Genomic DNA, 540 nt, shown 5'->3' on the forward strand with positions numbered 1-540 from the left:
GTGTCGATGGTGGCCGGCTCGCGCACGGGTGCGGGCTGGGAGAGGGTCGGGGCGCTCATCGGTTGTCTCCGGAGTAGTGGACCCAGGCGTTGGAGGTCTTGAACAAGATCGCGGTGATGATGCCGACCACGACGACCAGGACCCAGGCCATGGCCGAGGCGTACCCCATGTCGAACTGGGCGAAGCCCTTGATGTACAGGTACAGCGTGTAGAACAGGGTGGAGTCCGCGGGGCCGCCGGTGCCGCCGGAGATGATGAACGCGGACCCGAAGACCTGGAACGCGCCGATGGTCTCCAGCAGCAGGTTGAAGAACAGCACCGGCGACAGCATCGGGATCGTGATCCGCCAGAACTTGCGCACCGGGCCCGCACCATCCACGCTCGCGGCCTCGTACAGCTCCGCGGGGATCTGCTTCAACCCGGCCAGGAAGATGACCATCGGGGCGCCGAACGTCCACACCGCCAGCAGCACGAACATCGGCATCGTCTTGGACGGGTCACCCACCCACCCCCCGGCCGGCAGCCCGAACAGCTGCTGGA

General features: G+C 66.7%; 1 protein-coding gene. It reads right to left on the reverse strand.

The genetic code is table 11. From position 1 onward, the window contains the following. Window positions 1-55 precede the first annotated feature (55 nt). A partial coding sequence (locus ACQP60_RS20880; RefSeq protein ID WP_429736570.1) for a carbohydrate ABC transporter permease occupies window positions 56-540 on the reverse strand: 485 nt, incomplete at its 5' end.

Origin of the sequence: Isoptericola variabilis, assembly GCF_050311655.1 — a bacterium.
Taxonomy (GTDB): Bacteria; Actinomycetota; Actinomycetes; order Actinomycetales; family Cellulomonadaceae; genus Isoptericola; species Isoptericola variabilis.